Genomic DNA, 21,227 nt, shown 5'->3' with positions numbered 1-21,227 from the left:
GGCCTGATGCGTGTTTCATACCATTAGCACTCGGTCAGAGGGTCAGTGGTATCACACTCGGATGCATCAACGTCAACCACGGTATCAGCATCAATTTCCAGTGCTTCGGCAACGTCAGCAATCACGCCAGACTGGGCGTTCAGAGCAACAATCGTCGCGTAGGCAGCCGCATCTGTCGTTTGATTCTCGTCCTGGATTTGAACATCGAACGGAGTACCAGCACGCGCCAGTGTATCGATTTCAGTGTAGGCCGTAGCGGTCGCAGTCAGAGCGGTTTCCATCTGGGTTGCCAGTGCAGACAGCTCTACTTCAGCCAGGTAGTCATCGATACCGTAGCCAGAAACAGCATTGGTGGTTACGTCATCGGTACCATCCAGATCGCTGTCGTAACCGGCGTACTCACCATAGTAGCTGTTGGAAACACCTTCGGCGTTCAGCCAGATGTCACGGTGGGTGTTGTCGGAGAAGCAGGAGTGCTCGTCTTCCTGAGAATTGGCAGAGAATGCAATCTGCATACGCTCACCGGCCAGCTCACCTTCAGACAGGGTACCCATACCGGTCAGGATTTCAGCCAGCTTCTGCTTGGCTTCGTCTTCGGTAGAAATGGTGGTGAATGCAGTGCGGTAGTCAGCGCCTTCAGCCCAGCCATCGCGTACGTCGGTCAGGTCGTCGATCAGCTTCTGAACAGCCACTTCCAGGTACTTGTGACGACGCTGGCTCAGGCTGGTGCTGTCGTATGGGGACTCGGAGCTGTAGCCCTCAGCCAGGTCAGACAGTGGACGGTCACCGCCTTCGGCGTAGTTCATAGCACCTTCGGTCTTAACGGCGTATTCACGATCGGTGCCGTCAGTTACTTCAGCAGAATCGTTCAGATCCTGACCCCACAGCAAAAATTCGATCGCGTGGTAACCCGCAATGACGTCGTGCTCGTCTTCAGCAGTGGCGGTGTTGGACAGCAGGTCTGCATCAATGGTGATTGAGGTGTCGCCGATAATGTTGTTGCTGTTATCTGCAGCCGCATCTTCCGCTGTCAGCGCACCATTGTCGTTGATGCCGGCCATGTTAGCGGTAACACCCACTTGGTCCGTGCCAAAATCGGTGTCGTTTACAGACACGTAGTCGATCAGGGCTTCACCCAGAGGCCATGCATTGATATCGCCTTCCGGACCGTCTTCAGAGCTGTAGTCGGTGGAATCAATCGGGCTGTTACGGAAACGGTAAACCTCAGTTTGACCATATGGTTCACGAGCCACCAGCCAGGCTTCTTTGGCAGCAACGAAGTTGGTTTCGGTTGGGTTTTCACGGAAAGTTTGCAGAGCAGTTTGCAGTGCAACGGCAGTCGTTACGGCATCTGAATAGGCGGCGTAAGCGATATCGGCGTTGGTTTCCAGAACCTGGGAAACCTTGTCTACCTGAATAACCGCAACATCATCAGAACTGGAAGAAGAACTACCGCCACAGGCAGTCAACAGGGAAGCAGTGGCAACAGCGGCTGCCAAGTGGGCCAATTTCATGTGCAAAACTCTCCATTCATGGGGTCTAGGGTCACAACATCCGGTGACCTGGTCTGAATTTTTATACATTCCCGTGAGATTAACTGTTCACGAGTTGGCCAGATCATAGGCTTAATGCGAATGGTTTACAAACATACTCGTATCTTTAATTACAGTAGATAATGACTATGGTCATGGTAGAATTTTTAAACTCTTATACAATGCTATACACGACAGCCAGCCCGCTAAGGGCGGAGCGACCTGAATCAAATAGCGGAAAGCAACGTGAAAAAATTAGCGGTAATCAGTCTAGCCATGATGCTGGCAGCTTGCGGGGGATCAGGGTCTTCAGGCAGCGATGAGCCAGCTTTTAGCAGCAAGGAAGCTCTTGGGGAAAATCTGTTCAGCGACGTGAATCTGTCGATGAACCGCACACAATCCTGCGCTACCTGCCATGATCCCGACAAAGCCTTCACCGACAGCGCTACCAATACCGATGGCTCTACCGTCGCCGTATCGACGGGCGACGACGGGGTATCACTGGGCGACCGCAACGCGCCTTCTGCGCTTTACGCCATGTTTGCACCGGCCTTTCAAAATGGCAGTCGAAACCGCTTCAATAGCCAACAAGACGACTACTCTGGCTGGATGGGTGGCCAATTCCACGATGGCCGTGCTGCAGGTTTAGCGGCACAGGCCGGTGGGCCACCACTGAATCCTATTGAAATGGGCATGGCCGACAGAGCCAGCGTGGTCGACCGTCTGCTAGAAAATCAGGACTACGTAGAAGCCTTCGAACGCCTGTATGGCAGCGATGTGTTCAACGACACCGACACCGCATACAGCGCCATGACAAACGCCATTGCCGCGTTTGAAAACACCGATGAGTTCGCTCCGTTCGACTCCAAATACGACCGCTCCCTGCTGGATAGCGACGACCCGAACTATTACAACTACGGCGTTATCTCCAAAGTGGCTTCTGGCAAAGCGCTGTTCTTTTCACAGCAATTCACCAACTGTGCCACCTGCCACCAGCTAAACCGTCAGGGCAGCAGCACCGAAACCTTCACCGGCTACGAATTCCACAACATTGGTGTACCGGTCAATACCGCCGTTCGCACAGCCAATGGCCTTGGCGATGAATTTATCGACACCGGCTTGCAAGGCAACAACGACACCGTGGGCGACGACGCGACACAAACGGGCAAATTCAAAACCCCGACACTGCGCAACGTCGCCGTCACAGAACCGTACATGCACAATGGCGTGTTTAATGAACTGGCAACGGTGCTGAAATTCTACGACCATTTCAAAACTGGCTCCGCCTTTACCATTAACCCGGAAACCGGCGTTGAATGGGCAGAACCGGAAGTGGCCGAGAACTTTGCCGAAGCAGAAATGCTGGATGGTCGACTGTTCCGCACCACAGACAGCGATGGCAGTGGCGAATCCGACGAGATCGAAGCCATGGTTTGCTTCCTGATGACGCTGACCGACGCCCGCTATGAGCATTTGATTTCCGATGAGGAGTGGGAAACCTGTGAAGCTGAGTAAGTACCTGCTAACGGCCAGTTTTTCGTTATTAATGGTTATGGGGGCCACCTCGGCAAAGGCCGAGGAATACCTGAGCCAGGCGGATTTTCTGAAACAGGCGTTCGGTGAGCAGCAGCCGAAAGTCAAAACCCTGTGGCTGAAGAAAGACATCAAGCCACAAGTGGCTGATATTCTAGGCCATCCTTACGCGGGGCTGCGGGTACGCTACTGGTACCAGGGCAACCAATCGGCATGGATTCTGGAAGAAATTGGTAAAGAACGCCCCATTACCATTGGTGTGATTCTGGATGCCGACCAAATCCGCAGTGTGAACATTCTGGCTTTCCGGGAGTCCCGTGGCTGGGAAGTGAAATACCCTTTCTTCACCGATCAGTTCAAAGGCCTGACGCTGACCGACGACCAGCAACTGTCCGACCATATTGATGGCGTCACCGGCGCGACCCTGTCCGTTCGAGCGGTAACCAAAGTCGCCCGACTGGCGTTGTTTTTTGCCCATAAAGAAGGACTTGCTGGCGCCTCCCCTGTCGCCGACAATGGCTGACCACGCCAGAGTAACAGAGATTTAACCCGTGAGTTTGGTAGCCCGACTGATTCAATGGCATCGCCGCGGCGGTCTGATTGTCATTCCCATTGTGTTGATGCTGTCGGTCACCGGCATCCTCATTAATCACAGCCAAACCCTCGGCTTTGCCAAGCAACCCGTCTATGCCAGCTGGATTGGCTGGCTTTACGGCGTTGAACCCAAACTGATAATCCAGGGCTTCAACGCCAATGGTCACTGGGTTAGCCAACGCGACCAACAACTGCTGCTGAACCAGCAGCCACTGCAAGACTGCAAAACTCCCGCTCTGGGTGCCGTTTACTGGCAAGAGACCATCGCCGTTCTATGCGATAACCGCATCAGCCTGTTTCTGGAAGATGGCCAACTGGTAGAGCAACTGCCCACCCTGCCCATACAAGCCACCAGCATCGGCCTACTGGAAAATGACAACGGCCCGCAACTGGCGTTGGCCGCGCCACTGATGGTGCTGGATGACCTCAGCTGGAGTTGGCAAGCAATAGAAACCGACAGCTCGGCTCAGTGGGCCAGCCCGGAGGTTCTGCCCGTCGAACTGGCTGCCGAACTAAACCGCGATTTGCCGTTACCAGGAATCAATACCGAACGCCTGTTACTGGATTTGCACAGTGGCCGACTGTTTGGTGATATAGGCGTGTACGTGGTCGATGCCGCCAGTCTGGTGTTTATCTTCCTGTGCCTGAGTGGCTTCTACACCTGGCTGAAGCGCACACTCAAATCCCGTTCAAAACAAAAGCGTAAGTAACAGCGACTGTCTGTTGGGTGCGCTCAACCGACAAATGGATTCCCCATGGAATGGCTTACGCCCGCCAACCTTGACCTGCTGACCTCTGTATTTCTGATTCTGGCCGCCGGCTTTACCTCGTTTATGACTGCGGCTCTGGGGATTGGTGGCGGACTCCTGCTACTGGCACTGATGGCATCCACCATTCCCGTCGCCGCACTGATTCCGGTACACGGACTGGTACAATTAGGCTCCAACGGCAACCGCGCCCTGATGACCCGCCAGCACATTGACTGGAGCATGATCAAACTGTTCAGCATCGGCGCTTTGATTGGTGCTGCCATAGGCTCGGTGGTGGTGGTGCAGCTACCGCTGTATTTGATTCAGTTTGCCGTCGCGGTGTTTATTCTGTTTCTGGTGTGGGGCAACAAACCCGGCAAACAGGAACTCAGCAAACCCGGCCGTATATTCGCCGGCGCTTTCACCACCTTCCTTACCCTGTTTGTCGGCGCTACCGGCCCGCTCGTTGCCGGATTTGTGCACCGCAACAACTACAGCAAACTGCAACTGACCAGCACCTTCGCCAGCTGCATGACGCTTCAGCACATACTGAAAGCCGTGGTGTTTACCTTCGTCGGATTCGCGTTTTTTGAATGGCTACCACTGGTCATCCTGATGGTGGCCAGCGGCGCATTGGGAACATGGATCGGCCTGAAATTACTGAACAAAATACCCGCCGACCGCTTCAAGCAGATATTCAAAATCATCATCACCCTGTTGGCGCTGCGACTGATTTGGCAGGGCATTCAGACGTTGGTGTAACTTTGACAGCAAACTGCTCGCGAACTCAATCGCGAGCAAGCTCGCTCCCACCTTCATGCTGAACATCGCCGAGCACCTGCGCCATCCGACGCAAACTCACCGATGTGCCATTACACCAATTTGGCGTGCATGGCTTTCAGCAGGTTTTCGGTTTGCTCCCAGCCGATGCACGGATCGGTAATGGATTGGCCGTAGACCAACTTGCCGCCCATTTTCTGGTTGCCTTCATTAATGAAGCTTTCCAGCATCACGCCCATGATGTTGCGATTACCCGCAACACGCTGCTCAACCACGTTGAGGGCGATCGGCACCTGGCGGCGGTGCTGTTTGCAGGCGTTGGCGTGGCTGCAATCCACCATCACACCGACATGACAGTCGGCATCGTGCAGTTGGCTTTGAGCATCGGCGATGCTGTGTTCATCGTAGTTGGTCAGGTTGTTGCCGCCACGCAGAACAATATGGGTGTCCGGGTTGCCCGGGGTGGTCAGCATGGCCATTTGGCCGTTGCCGTCCATGCCCAGGGTATGGTGGCTGTGACGCGCTGCAACCATGGCGTTTACGGCGGTGGTCATGGAACCGTCGGTGCCATTTTTGATGCCGGTTGGCATGCCCAGATGGCTGACCATTTCACGGTGAATCTGGCTTTCTGCGGTACGGGCGCCAATAGCCGTCCAGCTGATCAAGTCGTCCAGGTACATCATAACCGCCGGGTTCAGTGCTTCGGTCGCCAACGGCAGGCCCATACGAATCAGCTCCAGCATCACTTTGCGGCTGCGCTCAATGCCCTGAGCCATGTCGCCTTTGCCATTACGATCCGGATCGTAGGCGAGACCTTTCCAGCCGATGTTGGTACGTGGCTTTTCAACGTAGGCACGCATCACAATCAGCAAACGGTCACCAAGCTGTTCGTTCAGGGCCACCAGTCGCTGGCCGTAGTCGAGGGCGGCCTCTTCATCGTGAATCGAGCACGGACCGGTAATCACCAACAAACGACTGTCTTCGCCATTGAGAATATTGCGAATCTGCTGGCGCTGGCTTTCAACCTGCACCCGGTGTTTTTCCGGCAACGCCAAGCGCTGCTTGATGGCCGCTGGCGATTCAATCGGCTGAATGGCCGGGTCGTTGCTGTTGGCCACACGACTGGTGATGGTCGTAGGCATCGGGATGTTCTGGCTGTTGTTGATCTGGCTGTTTTGAGCGTTCGGGTTCATGGCTAAGTACCTTTTAAATTTTTCTGCAACTGAAGTGTTTGTGTCGTTCGCTTTGTTTTTCTGTGCCTGGGTTATCGGTGCCGTCAGGCCCAATAACAGGCCCGAACGTCACCGCAGCTAAATCGCCATCGCCAGTAATGCTGCTGTTTCTGTTGCAAGGTGCTCATCACAACCTCTCCGTTTCCAATGCTGTTGGACTTTATTGCGCCCATAAAAAAACCCCGGTTGGCAGACTGCCAACCGGGGTTTTCCGTGGCAGTCTGGCTTGAAGCCAAACTGCCGGGTGTAAGATTCACACTACAGGCAGCTTGGCTCCTGGCTAAAATAGCCATAACCAAAATACCAATAGGCCACAGACGCAGACTCAACCTGTGCAACCGCTTTCACACCCGCCAGACGAACGTCTGCCGCTGCGGCGATCGCAGTTGCCAGAGTCTGGTTGTTGGTGGTCAGTGCAGTCATGTGTTTGTCCATGTATGCGTTTAAGTGATGTTTTCATCCTAAACAGGAATAAAAGGATTGCAAGTATCTATTTGCAAATTGAAGGCTGTAGTGCCTATTCACCGTATGAATAATTGTCCGTCCTCCCCTTCACATCCAGGCTCACTTTCTGCCCACTCGTTCAACGACATCCGCTGCCACTTCCGGCACTATTGGTTGTCATAACCCTCGTTTTTAACGTCGACTCAGCAGGCCGCTTCGTTATCGCGGCAACTGCGCCAGCAAGGACCGCCAATGCCCACGAACTCGCAGCCCAGCAAGCCTCACAGCCAATTTTCCTTGCTTACCAAGCGCCGTTTTTTACCCTATTTCCTGACTCAGGCCTTGGGGGCATTCAACGACAACCTGTACAAAAACGCCTTGCTGTTGATGATTGCGTTTGGCGGAATCGCCAGCGCCGAAGACAGCGCGTTGTTGACCAACCTGGCCGCAGGTATTTTTATTCTGCCGTTCTTTTTGTTCTCGCCTATTTCCGGGCAGCTGGCGGACAAACTGGAAAAATCGCAGCTGATGCGATGGGCCAAACTGCTGGAACTGGCGATTATGTGCCTGGCCGCCCTGGCCATGCTGCTACCGCTGTTTGAGGGCAGCAGCGGCTGGATTCTGATGGCGCTGTTGTTTCTGATGGGATTACAGTCGGCCCTGTTCGGCCCGGTAAAGTTTGCCCTGCTGCCCCAGCATCTGCATAAGGACGAACTGGTGGGCGGCAACGCACTGGTCGAAATGGGCACCTTCATCGCCATTTTGGGCGGCACCATTTGCGCAGGCGTATTGTTTGGTTTGCAAGATGCACCGGCATGGATAGCCGCAGGCATCGTGGGTTTTGCCCTGTTGGGCGTATTCAGCAGCCGCTTTATTCCCGCTGCCGCCGCCAATGACCCGGAACTGAACGTCAACTGGAACCCTTTCACCGCCGTGCTCAGCACCATCGCCAAGGCACGGGAAGACCGCGGGGTATTTCTGTCGATTGTGGCCATCAGCTGGTTCTGGTTTATGGGTGCCAGTTACCTGACCCAATTCCCGAATTTTGCCCGCGATGTGCTGGGCGGCTCCAGCGAGTTGGTAACGGTTTTGCTGACGTTGTTTTCCCTTGGCGTCGCGACGGGTTCCTTGCTGTGTGAAAGGCTATCAAACCACAAGGTTGAGCTGGGCATTGTGCCCATCGGCTCCATTGGCATGAGCGTATTTGGCATCGACCTCTGGTTTGCCATTTCGGGCCTGAATGTTCCAGACGGCATCAGCGCCTGGGCCTTTATCAGCAACAGTGACCACTGGCGTTTGATGGCTGATATTGCTCTCGTAAGTGCCTTTGGCGGCTTGTTTGTGGTGCCGCTGCAAGCCTTGATTCAACAACGCAGCGACGAGAAAAAACGCGCCCAGATCATTGCCGCCAACAACGTGATGAACGCGCTGTTTATGGTCGGCAGCGCGGCGCTGGGCATTGTGCTGCTGGCCGTGATGAAACTGTCGATTGGCGACTACTTTCTGGTACTGGCCATTATGAATCTGGTGGTCGCGGCCTATGTATACAGCCAGGTACCGGAGTTTGTGTTGCGATTTGGCATCTGGATGCTCAGCCATACCCTGTACCGGGTACGAGATAACGGCTTGCAACACATTCCGGAAGAAGGCCCGGCGGTACTGGTGTGCAACCACGTCAGCTACGTCGACGCCCTGCTGATTGCAGGCACCTGCCAACGCCCGATTCGGTTTGTGATGGCCAAAGCCATCGCTGAAATGCCGCTGCTGAAATACTTCTTCAGACTGGCAAAAACCATCCCTATCTGCTCACCAAGAGCCGACCGTGCCATGTACGACAACGCCTTCAAACGCATCAAGGCCGAGCTGGAAGCCGGCAATCTGGTGTGTATTTTCCCGGAAGGCAAGCTGACCACCAACGGCGAAGTCGACACCTTCAAGAAAGGCATAGAACGCATCATTGAAGAGACACCGGTGCCTGTTGTGCCCATGGCGCTGGATGGCTTATGGGGTAGCTTTTTCTCCCACAAGGATGGCCACGCGCTCACTACCCGGCCGAAACGCTTCTGGTCAAAAGTATCACTCAGCGTCGGTGAACCAGTGGCTCCGGAGCATGCCAGCGCCGATGCCTTGAAAGACAAGGTTCTGGCGTTGCTCGGAAAAGACTAAGCGCTTGTTATCCGTGCCATCAGGCCGTACTGTCTCGCCCATTCTCTTTTTGGAATCAGAACCATGAACCTGACTGAGCTGGGCGAGATCACCGCCTCTGAATACAACAAGGAACACACCTGCGCGGCCAACAGCTACCCGCAATGTGATCGACTGGTGCACTGCACTTCCCAGTACGAACAGCCGATGGACAGCTGGCAACTGCACAACCTGCATTTTGCTGACGCCGAAGAAGTCGCCTTGGGCGATGCCGAAGAAGTCGGCGAACTGACCTACCACAGCATGATCGTGGTGAATTTCTGCCCATTTTGCGGTGAGAAATTGCAGTAAGGTTTGAGTAACGCGCAAGGTTATTGGTGGGCAGGGCCCACCCTACGAGCTTTGTAATTGGCTTATTGCCTGCCCAAAACAATAAAACCCCGTTCGGTTGCCCGAACGGGGTTTTATTTTACCCAATCAATCCGCCACGGCTTGGCAGCCGTGCGAATCACACATGATGGGCAATCAGCCCTGTTCGTTTTCCGGAATCAGCAGCTGCACACCAACGGCGGTGTTGGAGATCGGCGAGACGTAGTTACGCAGGCGCTCTTCCACCGGGCCTTCGATACAGCCACGCATGGCCAGCCACATGGCGATTTCGACCATCTGGGCGCCGCCTTTTTCGATCAGGTCAACGTTGCTGTACTGGGTGATGGCTTCCGGGTCGGTAACCATTTTATCCATACACCAGTTGTCGAAGTCGGCGTTCAGAATGCCCGCACGCTGACCGTCCAGCTGGTGAGACAAGCCGCCAGTACCCAGAACCACCACTTTCTGGTCTTTATTCCAGCAGCGAATGGCTTCACCAATGGCTTTACCAAACGCGTAGCTGCGGCTTGGTTTTGGCATTGGGTGACGTTCACAGTTGATGGAAACCGGAATCACCTTGATGCCCTGGTAGGTGAAGTTTGGCCACAACAGCGTCAGTGGTACCGTCGCACCGTGGTCGACTTTGATGTCCTGACACACGGTCGGGTCGAAGTCGTTTTCGATCAGGTGGTTAACGATGTGCCAGCTCAGCTCGGTTTCACCGGTTACTGGTGGAATCGGCTTGATGCCCCAACCTTCGTCGGCGTTTTCGTACTCAGGCGCTGCACCAATCGCGAACGTCGGCTTTTTGTCGAGCCACATTTCCAGACCGTGGTCGTTGTAGAACAACACCGCGATGTCCGGCTTTTCTTCGGTCAACCAGTCACGAATAGGCGGGTAGATGGCAAACAGATCCTTGAAGTAATCGGTTTCTTCAAGGCCCTTGTCCATGGCAACGCCGATGGCCGGAATGTGAGAGGTGGTAATACCACCGATGATCTTAGCCATTGGTTGTTTTCCCCCTGCCCTGACTTTCCAGGTATGCGATGAATTCTTCAGTGCTGCGGCCAGATTGCATGCCGCCAATCACCTGCATATTCCAACCGAAAATGCCTGCGAATTTGGCCATGTAGTAGATACTGCCACCCAGCTCCAGCATGCGGTTGATGTCGTGATCACGCACGGCCTGCTTTTGCTCTTCAGTCAGCTTGTATTTGGTCATGTAGGCTTCGGCATCGTCACGAAACGCCTGACGGTTTTCTTCGCTGTTGAAGGAGTAACACATCTTGTTGAAATGGAAGCCCTTGGTCGCGGCTTCGCCATCGAAGTGGTACGTCCCTTCAACAGCTTTCATCTTGTAATCGGTCATTCGTTTACCCTCGGGTTCAGGTCGGACGTCTGAAGTCAGATGTCGGACGCTAATGTGATTTGCCAGGCGGTAATGGATTACACCTGAGGCAAGCAGCCCCCGCGATATTTCTTATCGCATCAGGGCTGGAGGCCTTCATCGCGTCAGACTTCCAGCTTCAGACGTCAGACGAGCGTTCTCAGCGCGCCCAGTACAAACGCATTGGATTATCCACCAACAACTTCTGCTGCAGCTCTTCGGTCACGGCAATCTGTGGAATCACGTCGACCAGTTTACCGTCATCCGGAGTGTGAGACTTCATGTTCGGGTGCGGCCAGTCGGTGCCCCACAGACAACGGTCCGGGAATTTCTCGACCAGGGTCTTCATGAATGGCACCACGTCGCTGTAGTCTGGCGGAGTCAGGGTCAGACGCTCTGGACAGGTGGTTTTCACCCAGATTTTCTCGTTGTCTTCCATCAGCTTGATGAAGCGCTGGAAGTCTTCGTGATCCACACCGTTGGCAACGTCAGGACGGCCCATGTGGTCAACCACAATGGTGGTGTCCAGTTCGTTCAGGAACGGGATCAGTTCGGCCAGGTCCGGGGCTTCGAAGTAAACCACAATGTGCCAGCCCAGCGGCTTGATCTTTTCAGCAATCGACAGGAACACTTCTTTTGGCGTGGAGTCGACCAGACGCTTAACGAAGTTGAAACGAACGCCGCGCACACCGGCTTTGTCCATCGCTTCCAGTTCTTCAACCGTGATCGCAGGATCAACCACAGCGATACCGCGAGCCAGTTCACCGGCGGTTTCCAGCGCGTCTATCAGAGCCGCGTTGTCGGTACCGTGACAGGACGCCTGTACGATGACATTGCGGGAAAAGCCCAGGTGATCGCGCAGGTCGAACAGCTGCTGCTTGGAGGCATCACAAGGGGTGTATTTACGCTTCGGGTGGTACGGGAATTGATCCGCTGGACCAAATACGTGGCAGTGGGCATCAACCGCGCCAGCAGGAGCCTTGAATTCTGGCTTGCTTGGGTTGGCATGAAACGGCAGGTAATCTGGGTCCATCATTCTCTTATACCAATGTTGTTATTTGTGTGGGCAGAATCGTTATCGATTCCACAATGAACAAAGGCGCGGCGACGTTTCTTTCGAACCATCGGCTGCGCCTTGTCAGACTGCGTTGGCTGAAAATCAGCCGAACACCAGTCCATCAAACAGTTTGCGTGCAGTACGCAGCAGCGCAGCTGAACCAACCTGACCTTGCTCATCCATGTTGAGGATGACGGTCATTTCACCGATTGGATGTTCCACAGACAGCGTTTTCTGAGCACCTTCCGGAACCACCGCAACTTCCGCCGCTGGCGAACCTTGCAGCGCTGCCGCAGTGGCCACGCTGACCGCGCCCAATACGCCAATCGAGGCGTGACAACGATGCGGAATAAAGGTGCGGGTAGAAATAGAACCGCCGTTAGTGGCAGCGCTGACCATGCTCATTTTCGGCACGGACTTCTCTTTCACATCACCCAGGTTCATCAACGGACCTGCTTGCAAGCGAATGGATTCCAGCTTGGCGCGCAGAGCGTCGTTGGCTTCCAGTTCTTCGCGGCTTTCAGTGCCGGTAATGCCCATGTCAGCAGCACGCATCACGACCACCGGCATGCCATTGTCGATCAGGGTGACTTCAACACCGTCGATCACATCCACTGCATTGCCGGTTGGCAACAGTGAACCGCAACTTGAACCTGCGGTATCGAGGAAGGTGATTGGTACCGCAGAAGCGGTTCCCGGTACGCCGTCAATTTTGGCGTCACCGCTGTAGGTCACCTTGCCTTCGGGGGTCGGCACATTGGCAATCGCCACCTGACCGGTATTTTTCATAAAAATACGCACGTCAGTGGTGTCGCCAGTGGCGTCTACCAGACCACGTTCAATCGCAAACGGGCCAACACCCGCAAGGATGTTGCCGCAGTTCTGGGCATCAGTAACGATGGCCTGATCCACGAACACCTGCAGGAACAGGTACTCAACATCGGCATCGTCACGATCAGATTTGGAGACCACCGCCACCTTGGACGTCAACGGGTCGGCAGCGCCCAGACCGTCGATCTGGCGCGGGTCAGGAGAACCCATGACCCGCAACAGAAACGCATCACGTTCGGCCGTGTCGGCCGGCAGATCCTGCGCCAGGAAGTAGCCCCCTTTTGAGGTGCCACCTCGCATCCACATGCAGCGGACGCCCTCTTCCAGGGCGGTCTGCCCAGAGCGGTCGTCTGAGAGAGTGGCCTCAGACATACTTCAAACCTTTCTCTTCCAGACGGCCACGCATATTGTAAATGTCGAGACCCAGCTCGCCATTCGCCATGCGAACACGCTTTTCTTCTTCCAGCGCCATACGAGCTTCCGCCTTGGCCAGAACCTCAGCAGCTTTCTCGCGGCGAACAACCACAACACCGTCGTCGTCAGCCACAATGACGTCGCCCGGGTTAACCAGCTCATCGGCACATACCAGTGGTACGTTCACGGAACCCACGGTTTCCTTGATGGTGCCTTCAGCGAATACCGCCTTGGACCATACGTGGAAACCCATCTGACGCAGGTCGCGAGTATCACGAACACCGCCGTCGATGATCAGGCCAATCACGCCGCGCGCCTGGGCAGAAGTGGCCAGCAGGTCACCGAAGAAACCGTGGTTGGAAGGAGACGTTGGTGCGAACACCATGATGTCGCCTTTCTGACACTGTTCGATGGCCACGTGCATCATCCAGTTGTCACCCGCAGCGCCGGAAATAGTCACAGCGGAACCTGCAACAGCAACGTCTTGCTGGATAGGACGCATGTAGTGCGCCAGCAGACCCACACGGCCCTGAGCTTCATGAACAGTAGCCACGCCACACTTGGCCAGACCGTCGATAACTGCCTGATCAGCGCGTTCGATGTTTTGTACTACAACTGTTTCTTTCATGTTTCTAACTCCTGTTAGCTTCTGATCAGTAAATCAAGCAGTCTTCAGACGGCTGAATACACGACGGATGTTGTGTTCGAAGATGTCCTGCTTGGCAGCATCGTCGATCTTGGTGGTCGCATCGATGTACTTCTTGGTGTCGTCGAAGTAGTGACCGGTTTCAGGGTCGATACCACGAACCGCACCAATCATTTCGGAAGCGAACAGGATGTTCTTGGTCGGGATTACATCCAGCAGACAGTCGATGCCTTTCTGGTGGTAAACACAGGTGTCGAAGAAGACGTTGTTCAGTACGCGTTCTTCCAGTTCAAAGCCCTTGTCCAGCGCCATACCGCGGAAACGACCCCAGTGGTAAGGCACCGCACCGCCACCGTGAGGGATGATCACTTTCAGCTCTGGGAAGTCCTTGAACACGTCAGACATCATCAGCTGTTGGAAGCCAGTGGTGTCAGCGCCCAGGTAGTGGGAACCCGTGGTGTCGAAGCAATCGTTACAGGCTGCGGATACGTGAATCATGGCTGGAATATCGTACTCGACCATTTTTTCGTAGATCGGGTAGAAATCACGAGCCCCCAGACGGCTGCCGTTCCAGAAACCACCGGATGGGTCCGGGTTCAGGTTGATGCCGATGAAGCCCATTTCTTCAACCGTACGCTTGATTTCGTCAACGCACTTGGCTGGGTCAACACCCGGAGACTGTGGCAGCTGGGCAACCGGTACAAAGTTTTCAGGGAACAGGTCACACACACGACGGATCAGGTCGTTCTGGTTCTGGGTCCAGAATTTGGAGGTGTGCTCGTTACCCACATGGTGGGCCATCCAGCTGGCGCGAGGAGAGAAGATGGTCAGGTCCGTGCCACGTTCCTGCTGCAGTTTCAGCTGGTTGTTAACGATGGACTCACGGATTTCGTCGTCAGTAACACCGAAATCGCCTTTTTCGCCAACAAAGTCAGGGTTTTTGGCAACTTCTGCTTTCTGGGCATCGCGCCATGCGCCAACGCCAGGAGGAGTAGTGGTGTAGTGTCCATGACAATCGATGATCATTATTCTTCTCGCTTTTTTTGAGAGCTTGCCAAACGGGTCAGCAAGCCAGAATTCATTCGAAGCTGTAACCGACGCGCCGCCACTGCGACTGCCGTACTGAGTTATCTGCAACGGCGGATCAAAACGATCAGAAACGCAGCAGACGATATCAGCATGGTAGGAATTGGTACTTGTGACTGGCTATTTCAATTTCACTGATACATTATTGAATTTTGATATAGAGCTGTTCACAAGGGAGTTCCGCTGACCATGGAGTTCACCGTTCCCAACCTGCGCCACCTCAGGGTTTTCCTTGAAGTGACGGAACAAAAAAGTATAAGCAAGGCAGCCCCCCGCGTGTTTCTTTCCCAGCCGGCCATCACTCAGGCGCTGGCCCGGCTTGAAGAAATGTTGCAAACCGAGCTGTTTGAACGCCGCGCCGAAGGCATGTACCCCACCGAGTCTGGCGAGGTCTGGTACAACCGGGTAGAACGCTGCGTAAACTACCTGATGCAAGGCATTCGGGACGCCCTGCGCTCCGGTGCTGCCAACAGCCGCAACCAATCCGCACAGCAAATGGTGTCGTTGCTGACCACCACCCAGCTGCGAGCCTTGGTCGCCGTGACCGAAGCCCAGAACTTCAGCATTGCCAGCCGCGCCGTCGGCGTTTCGCAGTCGTCGCTGCACCGCGCCGCCCGTGAACTGGAGCACCTGCTACAAGTACCGCTGTTTGAAAAAACCAGCACGGGCATCAGCGCCACCAAAGCCGCACAGGCATTGGCCCGCGCCACCAAGCTGGCCTTTTCGGAGCTGTATCAGGGTTACTCGGAAGTCAGCGCCCTGCAATTCCGCGAAGTGGGTAAGATCATTGTTGGCAGTATGCCGCTGGCACGTACTTCCATCCTGCCCGAGGCGATTATCCGCTTCAGCGAAAGCCACCCGGATATTGATATTCAGGTGGTCGATGCGCCCTACAACGACCTGCTGCATCACCTGCGCCACGGCGAACTCGACTTCCTGATTGGCGCCTTGCGCTTCCCGCCGCCGGTTGACGACGTGATTCAGGAAGAGCTGCTGTCGCCGCCGCTGGCCGTCATCTGCCGCCCCGGCCACCCGTTAATGGAGGTTAAAAACCCCGGCGTCGCCGACCTGGCCAAATACGCTTGGGTGGTACCGCGCCAGGGCACCCCAACGCGCAAAGCCTTCGAGGCACTGTTTGAAGACCAGCCCGAGTTACGCCCGCAACGCTTGGTAGAAACCAGCTCGCAAATTCTGATCCGCGAACTGCTGCGTGGCAGCGACCGCCTGACGCTGATTTCCACTCACCAGATCGAATTGGAACTCAGCATTGGCATTTTGTCGGTGCTGCCGGTATCGCTGGAGCACACGCGCCGCGCCATTGGCCTGACCTTGCGCCACAACTGGCAGGCCACGCCCAGCCAAATGAAATTCCTCGATATCCTGCGCAGCCAGGCAGAAGTTCTGCGCGACATGTAAGCCTCTGAGCTATTGCAGACACTAAAGCAGCCGAACAGCTGCTTTGGTGTCTCGCCCCCTGCTTGACCAGAAATCTCCTTTGATTCAGATCGCCATATCAAATACTGATACCCAACCAGCCGCCTGAATGCCATCAATTGAAGCCCCCAAAAAGTCGCAGAACGTCACTTTTTCTGCATCATTTCGAGCCAAACCAGCCTAAAACCTCTGAAATCCGCTATTTTCAGGTACTTTTTCTTCAGTCGGCTTTTACTTTTTTTCCATATTGAATTCGACATGCTGCAAACTGGCTTTTTCATAAAACCAAATGCCATTATCAATTTTGAATAGCCTGACTGGTTATTCAATTGTTCAAGCCCGACAAGGGCGGATAGATTGGAGTTCTCGAACTTGGTCGTTTTGAGTTTTGTGTTGTTGCCCGCGGTGCTATTCGGGAACTCTTCCTGGAGAACCCATCGAAGAATACGCCGCGGGAATTTTTCTTACTCAACGTCTGGTTCGGCCATCACACAGTATTGTTACGACCTGCTCAGCGCTAACACTGGCTCCTCTCTCTTATGGGCGTTAGCGATGGTCAGGTCGTAACCATATTTTGTTCAAACTCACTCTGAAGGCACCTGTAGAGTGCCCAACGACCGATCAGGAGAAGAATAATGAGACTTTGTGTTGCTGGCGCTGCGGGCGCTTTCGGCCAAAAACACTTGGATGCTGTAGCCAACATTGAAGGCGCAGAAGTGGTATCCGTTGTTGGTACCCGTCCTGACGTGATCAAGCAGGTTGCTGAAGAGCGTGGCATTCCACACTACTGCACCGACCTGGCCGAAGCCCTGGCTCGCGACGACGTAGACGGCGTTCTGCTGGCTACCCCAACCTCCATGCACGCCTCCCAGGCCATCCAGTGTCTGGAAGCTGGCAAGCACGTGATGGTTGAAATCCCGATGGCCGACAACATCGAAGATTCCCGCAAGCTGGTTGAAGTACAAAAGCGTACCGGTCTGGTGGCCATGTCTGGTCAGACCCGTCGTTTCAACCCGTCTCACCAGTGGATTCACAACAAGATCAAGGCTGGCGAACTGAACATCCAACAGATGGACGTTCAAACCTACTTCTTCCGTCGTACCAACACCAACGCCAAGGGTCAGGCCCGTTCCTGGACCGACCATCTGCTGTGGCACCACGCTTGTCACACCGTTGACCTGTTCCAATACCAGACTGGCGAAACCTGCTCCAAGGTTCAGGCCCTGCAAGGCCCTATCCACCCGGATCTGGGCATCGCCATGGACATGTCCATCGGCATGAAAGTACCAAGCGGTGCTATCTGTACCCTGAGCCTGTCTTTCAACAACGACGGTCCATTCGGCACCTTCTTCCGTTACATCTGTGACGAAGGCACCTTCATCGCTCGTTACGACGACCTGGTAGACGGCCACGAAAACCCGATCGACCTGTCCGGCGTTGCGGTTTCCAACAACGGTATCGAACTGCAAGACCGTGAGTTCATCGCCGCTGTTAAAGAAGGCCGTGAGCCAAACTCTTCCGTTGCTCAGGTACTGCCTGCAATGGAGACTTTGGATCAGCTGGAGAAACTGCTGGAAGCAGAATAATCAGTCTGGAGTTGGGAGTCAGGAGTCGGGTGCGTTATCCACGACTCCAGACACCCGACGCCCAGCTCCCGACTTATTTAAAAAACCGGCACTGCCGGTTTTGTTGTTTCCAGGATTTCTAAAAAGAGGAGAAACACATGTCTCTGAAAACCGAATTCAATAACCCGGGCATTGGCCTGGGCTGCATGAACCTGTCTCATGCCTACGGCGTGCCGGTGTCTGAAGAAGACGGCATCAAGGCGCTGCATCAGGCGTTCGAGATGGGTTACCGCCACTTCGACACTGCTACCCTGTACGGCGGTGGCAAGAACGAGCTGCTGGTTGGTAAGGCACTGAAAGAACTGCGTAACAAGCTGTTCCTGGCCTCCAAGTGCGGCATGGCGATTAACCCGGAGCTGGGTAAGAAAGAAATCAACGGCACGCCGGAAAACCTGCGCAGCCAAATCGAAAACTCCCTGCGTCGCTTGCAGGTTGAGCACATCGACCTGTACTACCTGCACCGTCTGGACCCGAACACGCCGATTGAAGAATCCGTTAGCGCACTGGCCGACATGGTGAAAGAAGGCAAGATCGGCGCAATCGGCCTGTCTGAAGTATCCGCCGAAACCCTGCGCAAAGCCCACGCCGTTCACCCGATTGCCGCACTGCAAACCGAATACTCGCTGTGGAGCCGCAACGCTGAAATCGCCGTGCTGGAAGCCACCAAAGAACTCGGCACCGCCTTTGTTGCTTTCTCTCCGGTGGCTCGTGGTTTCCTTGCCAACGGCCTGCCGTCCATGGAAGAGCTGGAAGCACTGGAAGCGAAGGACATCCGTCGCAACATGCCGCGCTTCTACCCGGAAAACTTCAGCCAAAACCTGCCACTGCTGCAAAAGTTTGTGCAAATTGCCGACCGCATTGGCTGCACGCCAGCACAGCTGTCTCTGGCCTGGGTATGCGCTCAGGGCGACCACATTGTGCCAATCCCGGGCACCCGCTCCGTCGCTCATATGGAAGAAAACCTGAAAGCGGCCGACATCAAGCTGGGCGCAGATGTGGTCACGGAACTGAACGACCTGATCAATCAGAACACCGTTACCGGCACACGCTACAGCCCTGCCCAACAGCAGGAAATCGATACCGAAGAGTTCGCCTGAACGCTTTGATCGACTCTGGCGGGTTGATCCCGCCAGAGATCAGTCGCCAGAACAACAAGAATATCGACGATGAAAACACAGCAGCATCCCCACTCAGCGCCCGACAGCACCGGGTCTGAACCGACAATGCCATCCGCCGAGCAAAGCTTGCTGTCGCGGGTGATTGCCCCTGAACAGCCCTCAGGCCAGGGCATATCGCGTTACACCCTCTACAGCGAAGCGCCGTCCGAGCGGGACCCTGAGTTCGTTCATATCGAAGATATTCCCAGCCGTGCCCGGCTGTTCAATTGGGAAATTAACGTACACACCCACCCGAACATGTTCCAGGTGGTGTTTGTGCAAAGCGGACAGGTCCGCATCCTGATTGATGGCCGCGAAGAAACCCGCTACGGCCCGGTGATGATCAGCGTACCGCCCGGCGTGGTACACGGTTTCGAATTTGAACGGGAAGCCACCGTTGGCTGGGTAATTACCGTCTCGCAGCTGCTGATGATGGACGACCAGCTCAGCCGTCAGTTTGCGTTCAGCCAACCGTTACTGGAAAAACCCAACATCACCTCGCTGCCACAAGACCAACAACTGGAATTCATCAACCAGACCGTGGCGCAACTGGAACACGAATACCACAGCGACGCCGTCGGCAAACAATCCATGTTTGTATGGCTGCTGTTCAGCCTGCTAACCCGGCTGGGGCGCGTGATCCAACAGATTCCCGACAGCGCACCACAAGACCTGCACACCGAACGCTTCCGACGCCTTAACCAGCTGATTGACGAGCACTACCGCCAACACCACCCGGTGGAATTCTACGCCGACCTGCTGCTGACCACCCCTGCCAGCCTCAGCCGCACCTGCAAACAGGTAGCCGGTAAAAACATCACCGACCTGATCTACGACCGCATGATCCTCGAAGCCCAGCGGCTGCTGATCTATTCATCGGTACCGGTATCACTGATTGGCTACGAACTGGGCTTTAACGACCCGGCATACTTCTCGCGCTTCTTCCGCCGCCGGGTGGGTTTATCGCCATCTGAATTCCGCGAACAGCGGGAGCGGAAGTAGCCGCCGAAAATGCGCTACTTATAGGATGGGCACTTGTGCCCATCGAAACCAGCTTACCAACACACAGGGCATTTCACGCCAGCAATCCAATTTCCAAAGTTTTTATGTGATAAATCCCGCACTGTAATGACCAACTAAAAATACTTCTGGTCGAGAGGCTCCGCCATGCCGTTAACAGCGCCCTGCAAGACAATTGATTTCCGCACCACCGACATCTACAACGAGCCGGTTGATTTGCGCAAATACCGCGGCCGCAAGGTGCTACTGGCCTTCTTCCGAGACGCCGCCTGCCCTTTCTGTAACCTCAGGCTCTACGAACTCACCCGTGACCATGAAGCATTGCAGGCCGCCGGACTGGAAGTGATTGCAGTATTCAGCTCAACCAAAGAAGAAGTGAAGCAATTTGTGGCGCGCCACCCACGCCCCTTCACCATGCTGGCCGACCCCAATCTGGAACTCTACCAACGCTACGGCATTCAGCATTCCGGCTTTGCCATGCTGAAAGCCATGCTGCTGCACCCACTGCGAATTATTCGCGGCATGCTCAAGGGCGGCACCGGCGATATGAACAACCCACACGTCAAACTGGTACCGGCCGACTTCCTGATTGCCGAAAACGGCGAAATCCGCCTGGCCTGGTATGGCCGCAATACCAGCGACCATATTCCGATGAAGGTGATTAAACAGTTTGCGGGCAAGCCGTTGTTTAAAGCGGCTGTTGGGTGAGGAATGGGGCGTGGTGCGCCACGTCATTGTTGCTGCCGGAATTATTTGAAGGAGAAGTGGTCGAGAGAGGCTTATCTAAGGAGCCTCTGAAAAATAGGCTCCCTAAGATCAATATGATTCGAGGCATAATCTCAAATCTTTGAAAAATATAACGCTATGCTAAGGGGCCGAAAAAGCGAAGCTTTTGAGGTCCAACTGAGCGCAGCGAATGATCCTCACCCGCTTTTCCGGACACATTGCAGTTATCCATTTATCGCCTCGTACTCTAACGGACTCATGTATCCCAAGCCAGAGTGCAGGCGAGTTCTGTTGTAGAAGCGATCAATATACTGTTTGAGCGCCGATTTTAACCCTGAGTATGTTTTCCAAATATTGCCGGTTAACTTTTCTGCTTTCAGGCTGTGGAAGAAAGACTCCATAGCGCCATTGTCAGTACACTTTCCCGGTCGGTTCATGCTCGCAATCATTCCGTGACTCCCAAGCA

The 21,227-nt window shown here is 54.7% G+C and carries 21 protein-coding genes; 11 read left to right on the top strand and 10 right to left on the bottom strand.

Annotation, left to right across the window (positions count from 1 at the left end):
* Positions 1–23: 23 nt before the first annotated feature.
* Entirely contained in the window at positions 24–1,514 is a 1,491-nt protein-coding gene (locus tag G516_RS21715; protein ID WP_051219137.1) for an imelysin family protein, read from the bottom strand.
* A gap of 294 nt (positions 1,515–1,808) precedes the next feature.
* Here G516_RS21715 and G516_RS0108740 point away from each other — a divergent pair, with 294 nt between their 5' ends.
* From G516_RS0108740 to G516_RS0108725, 4 genes are read left to right on the top strand one after another with little or no spacing between them, the layout of a single operon-like run.
* Positions 1,809–3,047, top strand: coding sequence for a cytochrome-c peroxidase (locus G516_RS0108740; RefSeq protein ID WP_036535489.1), 1,239 nt, complete (start codon positions 1,809–1,811; stop codon positions 3,045–3,047).
* Positions 3,034–3,588: an FMN-binding protein gene (locus G516_RS21710; protein WP_211225087.1), complete on the top strand. Its 555-nt coding sequence runs from the start codon at positions 3,034–3,036 to the stop codon at positions 3,586–3,588. Before G516_RS0108740 ends, G516_RS21710 begins: the two co-directional genes overlap by 14 nt.
* A gap of 28 nt (positions 3,589–3,616) precedes the next feature.
* On the top strand, positions 3,617–4,369 hold the full coding sequence (locus G516_RS0108730) for a PepSY domain-containing protein (protein WP_028293332.1): 753 nt from the start codon (positions 3,617–3,619) through the stop codon (positions 4,367–4,369).
* Between the two features lie 45 nt (positions 4,370–4,414).
* Positions 4,415–5,170 carry a sulfite exporter TauE/SafE family protein gene (locus tag G516_RS0108725; protein WP_028293331.1) on the top strand — a complete coding sequence of 252 codons (756 nt, stop codon included), beginning with the start codon at positions 4,415–4,417 and terminating at the stop codon, positions 5,168–5,170.
* A 110-nt stretch (positions 5,171–5,280) separates the two neighbouring features.
* Here the strand turns inward: G516_RS0108725 and G516_RS0108720 are convergent, their stop codons facing one another.
* Complete coding sequence (locus G516_RS0108720) at positions 5,281–6,381, bottom strand: 3-deoxy-7-phosphoheptulonate synthase (RefSeq protein ID WP_051219136.1); 1,101 nt, start codon at positions 6,379–6,381, stop codon at positions 5,281–5,283.
* 297 nt (positions 6,382–6,678) lie between these two features.
* The gene (locus G516_RS24650; RefSeq protein WP_156878991.1) at positions 6,679–6,843 is read right to left on the bottom strand and encodes a hypothetical protein; all 165 of its coding nucleotides are present in this window, start codon (positions 6,841–6,843) and stop codon (positions 6,679–6,681) included.
* A gap of 273 nt (positions 6,844–7,116) precedes the next feature.
* Here G516_RS24650 and G516_RS0108710 point away from each other — a divergent pair, with 273 nt between their 5' ends.
* Together G516_RS0108710 and G516_RS0108705 are read left to right on the top strand one after the other, a co-directional pair.
* Positions 7,117–9,030, top strand: a complete 1,914-nt coding sequence (locus G516_RS0108710) for an MFS transporter (RefSeq protein WP_036535485.1) — start codon at positions 7,117–7,119, stop codon at positions 9,028–9,030.
* 63 nt (positions 9,031–9,093) lie between these two features.
* Positions 9,094–9,360: a hypothetical protein gene (locus G516_RS0108705; RefSeq protein ID WP_028293328.1), complete on the top strand. Its 267-nt coding sequence runs from the start codon at positions 9,094–9,096 to the stop codon at positions 9,358–9,360.
* 174 nt (positions 9,361–9,534) lie between these two features.
* On the opposite strand, the gene G516_RS0108700 is transcribed toward G516_RS0108705, so the two are convergent.
* The 6 genes from G516_RS0108700 to G516_RS0108675 form a co-directional block, all read right to left on the bottom strand.
* Positions 9,535–10,386: a class III extradiol dioxygenase family protein gene (locus G516_RS0108700; RefSeq protein WP_028293327.1), complete on the bottom strand. Its 852-nt coding sequence runs from the start codon at positions 10,384–10,386 to the stop codon at positions 9,535–9,537.
* Positions 10,379–10,747 (bottom strand): protocatechuate 3,4-dioxygenase, encoded by a 369-nt coding sequence (locus G516_RS0108695; protein ID WP_028293326.1) that lies wholly within the window; start codon positions 10,745–10,747, stop codon positions 10,379–10,381. The genes G516_RS0108700 and G516_RS0108695 overlap by 8 nt, the downstream gene beginning before the upstream one ends.
* Before the next feature lie 178 nt (positions 10,748–10,925).
* Positions 10,926–11,801, bottom strand: coding sequence for an amidohydrolase family protein (locus G516_RS0108690; RefSeq protein ID WP_211225086.1), 876 nt, complete (start codon positions 11,799–11,801; stop codon positions 10,926–10,928).
* Between the two features lie 123 nt (positions 11,802–11,924).
* Positions 11,925–13,025, bottom strand: coding sequence for a 4-oxalomesaconate tautomerase (locus G516_RS0108685; RefSeq protein ID WP_281168014.1), 1,101 nt, complete (start codon positions 13,023–13,025; stop codon positions 11,925–11,927).
* Entirely contained in the window at positions 13,018–13,695 is a 678-nt protein-coding gene (locus G516_RS0108680; RefSeq protein WP_028293323.1) for a 4-carboxy-4-hydroxy-2-oxoadipate aldolase/oxaloacetate decarboxylase, read from the bottom strand. The genes G516_RS0108685 and G516_RS0108680 overlap by 8 nt, the downstream gene beginning before the upstream one ends.
* 33 nt (positions 13,696–13,728) lie before the next feature.
* Entirely contained in the window at positions 13,729–14,739 is a 1,011-nt protein-coding gene (locus G516_RS0108675) for an amidohydrolase family protein (protein WP_028293322.1), read from the bottom strand.
* A 249-nt stretch (positions 14,740–14,988) separates the two neighbouring features.
* On the opposite strand from G516_RS0108675, the gene G516_RS0108670 reads away from it, so the two are divergent.
* The 5 genes from G516_RS0108670 to G516_RS0108645 all read left to right on the top strand — a co-directional run bounded on the left by G516_RS0108670 (position 14,989) and on the right by G516_RS0108645 (position 20,743).
* Entirely contained in the window at positions 14,989–16,215 is a 1,227-nt protein-coding gene (locus G516_RS0108670) for a LysR family transcriptional regulator (protein ID WP_028293321.1), read from the top strand.
* Positions 16,216–16,868: 653 nt separating this feature from the next.
* Positions 16,869–17,819: a Gfo/Idh/MocA family oxidoreductase gene (locus G516_RS0108660; RefSeq protein WP_028293320.1), complete on the top strand. Its 951-nt coding sequence runs from the start codon at positions 16,869–16,871 to the stop codon at positions 17,817–17,819.
* A 137-nt stretch (positions 17,820–17,956) separates the two neighbouring features.
* Positions 17,957–18,955 (top strand): aldo/keto reductase, encoded by a 999-nt coding sequence (locus G516_RS0108655; protein WP_028293319.1) that lies wholly within the window; start codon positions 17,957–17,959, stop codon positions 18,953–18,955.
* 69 nt (positions 18,956–19,024) lie between these two features.
* Positions 19,025–20,017 carry a helix-turn-helix domain-containing protein gene (locus G516_RS0108650; protein ID WP_084644961.1) on the top strand — a complete coding sequence of 331 codons (993 nt, stop codon included), beginning with the start codon at positions 19,025–19,027 and terminating at the stop codon, positions 20,015–20,017.
* A gap of 165 nt (positions 20,018–20,182) precedes the next feature.
* The gene (locus G516_RS0108645; protein WP_036535481.1) at positions 20,183–20,743 is read left to right on the top strand and encodes a peroxiredoxin family protein; all 561 of its coding nucleotides are present in this window, start codon (positions 20,183–20,185) and stop codon (positions 20,741–20,743) included.
* A gap of 242 nt (positions 20,744–20,985) precedes the next feature.
* On the opposite strand, the gene G516_RS0108640 is transcribed toward G516_RS0108645, so the two are convergent.
* The coding region (locus tag G516_RS0108640) for an integrase core domain-containing protein (RefSeq protein WP_028293316.1) at positions 20,986–21,227 on the bottom strand (242 nt) is incomplete at its 5' end.

Origin of the sequence: Oceanobacter kriegii DSM 6294 (assembly GCF_000422845.1) — a bacterium.
Lineage (GTDB): Bacteria > Pseudomonadota > Gammaproteobacteria > Pseudomonadales > Oceanobacteraceae > Oceanobacter > Oceanobacter kriegii.
The sequence above is the reverse complement of the archived record's forward strand: the minus strand, read 5'-3'. Positions and strand labels throughout refer to the sequence as shown.